General features: G+C 66.7%; 2 protein-coding genes. One reads left to right on the top strand and one right to left on the bottom strand.

Annotated features, from left to right (window positions below; all coding sequences use genetic code 11):
• The first annotated feature begins 22 nt into the window (after positions 1 to 22).
• Positions 23 to 1,369, top strand: coding sequence for a TRAP transporter large permease subunit (locus tag ABEL04_RS02505; protein ID WP_375800804.1), 1,347 nt, complete (start codon positions 23 to 25; stop codon positions 1,367 to 1,369).
• 37 nt (positions 1,370 to 1,406) lie between these two features.
• On the opposite strand, the gene ABEL04_RS02500 is transcribed toward ABEL04_RS02505, so the two are convergent.
• On the bottom strand, positions 1,407 to 2,930 hold the full coding sequence (locus tag ABEL04_RS02500; protein ID WP_375800800.1) for a hypothetical protein: 1,524 nt from the start codon (positions 2,928 to 2,930) through the stop codon (positions 1,407 to 1,409).
• Between the last annotated feature and the right edge of the window lie 334 nt (positions 2,931 to 3,264).

The following is a 3,264-nucleotide window of genomic DNA, read 5'->3' as shown; positions in this document are numbered from 1 at the left end:
TGGAGATACGATACGTGTTCCCATGGGTGCCGATCTCCTCGCCCCGCTGATGTTTGCGGGGGCTCTTCTGTTGATCTTTTCGGGGTATCCAGTGGCCTTTGCCCTCGGCGGAACCGCCTTGGTGTTCGCGGTGATTGGGGTCGAGGCCGGGATGATAAGCTGGACACTCCTCCAGGCCCTTCCGTCCCGCCTCTTCGGGATCATGTCGAACTTCATCCTGCTCGCGGTGCCCTTCTTCATCTTCATGGGCACCATGCTGGAGAAGTCGCGCCTCGCAGACGACTTGCTCACCACCATTGGGCAACTCTTCGGGACGGTCCGGGGCGGACTCGCCATCGCCGTTGTGTTCGTGGGGGCCCTGCTGGCGGCGGCCACCGGCGTCGTCGGAGCGTCCGTCGTGGCGATGGGGCTCATCTCGATGCCGGTCATGCTCCGGTATGGCTACTCCGAGGAGCTCTCGTCCGGGGTCATCACGGCTGCGGGGACGCTCGGGCAGATCATCCCGCCCAGCATTGTCCTCATCGTGCTGGCCGACCAACTCGGCATCAGCGTTGGCGATTTGTTCATCGGAGCCCTCGTGCCGGGGATCGCGCTGGCCAGCCTGTATGCCCTGTACGCGGGCGGCGTGGCGCTCATCTGGCCCGACGCGGCCCCCGCTCTTCCCGAAGAAGCCCGTGACATCGCCCCGGTGCGTCTCCTGAAGCGGGTGCTGCTCGTGATGATGCCGCCGCTTCTGCTGATCGTGCTCGTGCTCGGCAGCATCTTCCAGGGCTTCGCCACGCCAACGGAGGCGGGTGCCCTCGGGGCCGTCGGGGCCATCGCGCTTGCGGCCGTCAACGGCCGCCTCTCCATGGAGGCCCTCCGGGAAACCATGGACGAAACCCTGCGGCTCACGTCGATGGTCATGTTTCTGCTCGTCGGGTCCACCGCCTTCTCGCTCATCTTCCGCGGGCTGGGGGGAGACTTCTGGGTCGAGAGTATTCTGACGAATCTCCCGGGCGGGGTCATCGGCTTCCTCGTCGTGGCCAACCTGTCGATTTTCCTGTTGGGGTTCTTCATCGACTTCTTCGAGATCGCGTTCATCATCATTCCCCTTCTCCAAAGCCCCGCCGCCCGGCTGCTGCCGCCCGACTTTGGGGCAACGGCCGATGCCGCCCTCGTCTGGTTCGGCGTCATGGTGGGGATGAACCTGCAGACCTCCTTCCTAACCCCGCCCTTCGGGTTTGCGCTCTTCTACCTGCGGGGCGTGGTGCCCGATGAGGTGAAAACCACACAGATCTACCGGGGGGCCATTCCCTTTATCGTGATCCAGCTGATCGGCCTGCTCGCCATGATCTTGTATCCCGAAATGGTCACCTGGGCGCTGTAGTGAGCTGGGAGGCGCGGCCCGCACAGACGGGCGCCCATCACGCATGGAGGGCAAGGTGCCAAAGGAGCCGGAGGGGAACGCCGTACTGCCATGCGAGCACGAAAAGGGGGCCGGTCCCGAGAATGAGAGGACTGGGCACGGCCAGCAGGACGACGACGGATCCCGGAAGCCCCGTCACGATCCAGTAGTCGAAAAGGACGCGGGCGGTGAAGTAAACGAGGGTGAAACCGCCCCCAATTAGCAGGAAAAGTGCAAGGAGGGACGGCGAAAGAAGCGAATCGGGGGCCGCGGCAAGAGCGACTGGGAGGGCCACGAAGGCGGGCCAGCAGGGCCACGCTAGCAGCATTAGGCCCTGTGCCGGCGAGAACTGCGTCCACCGCCGAGCGACGGCCACGAGGGCCGTCATCCAGATTAAGAGCAGCCCGAGCACAACGCCCCCGACGATGATGCCGGTCATCCTCGGGTGTTCAATGCCCCCCGCGAGGACCGTCCGGAGCCCAGAGGGCACCGCAGCGAGCACGCGTCCTGTGCCGGGCTGCCCCGCAGCCAGCCGGGCTGCCCGAACGCCCGTAAGGCCGAGCGCCCCGACCACGGCGCCAAGAAGCGCTCCGTTCGTTCCGGAAGGCAGGTCGTGGCCCTCGCGGAGCGCGTCCCGGTAGAAGCCTGGGGCCGTAAAATAGCGAGCCACGGTGCGGCGAACGAAGAGATGCCGGGCGTAAAGTCCTCCGAGGAGGGCCACGAGGCCCCAGCCGAGCACGAGGAGGCCGAGGGCGTCCGTGTTCGGACGGGGTCCCGCCGGGAAGGCAAAGACCCGCTGGGTTCCGGTGTACAGCCCGCGGGCGACCCCCGCCGCGCGGCGCGGCGTGCCATCGGGGGCATGTAGCCCGTACCGTCGGGAGGGAAGTACAGGCGATGCTCGGTCCTTCCAGCGGGCAATGAACACGACTGGTGGGGGCGATTGCGTAGAGTCGAGCACCTGGGAGAGCACCCGTTCCAGGTATCGGGCCTGCCGCTCTGGAGAGTGGGGCACCCGCAGTCCAGGGGCCGCCGAGGGCCGCACCCACGTGCCCACTGCGCCTATCCCGACCGGCGCCGACCGGGCCCGCCACGCCTCCCACCGAGCCACGGGCCGTGTGGATGCGCGTACGTCCACAAGGGGATGGTCGACCGCGTCCGCACAGCGGTCGACCGCGGCGGCGAACGGCGTGACGTAATAGGTGCGGAGGGACGGCTCTCGATCGTGGACGCGCTCGGTCCAGCGGCCGAGCGTTTCACAGGCGGCCGGCACCGTCGTGTTGGTGGTATGGGCAAGCCCGACGTGGGTGATCGAGGCGTGCTTGCGGGCGAGGGTGACGAGTCGATCCAGGGTGGGGGCCACCTGTGCGAGCGCGTCCGAGAGCCGCGGGGCCGCCACGTAAGAAACAGGAAGATCGACGAACAGGCGAAGCCCGAGCGTGTCGGCGCGGGCCGCGACGGGGCGGGACGGAAGCCGGGTCAGGCGGACGGCCGTGGCGCCGAGGGCGTCGATCCGGGCCAGTTCGCGGAGGGCCGAGTCGGGCAAGGAGGGGGGTGTCCAGACGACGCCAAGGAGCGCCGAGTCGCCGGGGGGAACTGTGGAAGTCGACGAAGAGGAGCCCCGAATCTCAGCCTCCAAGCCACCCGCAGCCCGTGCCGACGCACTAGGAGCCGCAGCACCGAAGGCAAGGGCAACTGCGAAGACGCAAGTGAACCAGAAATGCCAAGTTTCGGGCATCCGAGGGGGCACCGCTACAGGAGACAAACTCGTGCGCGTGGTTAACCAAGGTAGGGAGAAGACGGGCCGGATGCATACTCGTCCGAATTCTTGGCAATCGTACGTAGTTTTCCAATGCAAACAAGAAAAATCCTGGTGTTCT

Origin of the sequence: Salinibacter sp. (assembly GCF_042218895.1) — a bacterium.
Lineage (GTDB): Bacteria > Bacteroidota > Rhodothermia > Rhodothermales > Salinibacteraceae > Salinibacter.
Note: the sequence above shows the minus strand (reverse complement) of the source record. Positions and strands in the feature narration are given on the sequence as shown.

Coding starts and splice junctions, on each gene's coding strand:
- ABEL04_RS02505 (WP_375800804.1), top strand. CDS start 23: ATGGGTGCCGATCTCCTCGCCCCGCTGATGTTTGCGGGGGCTCTTCTG.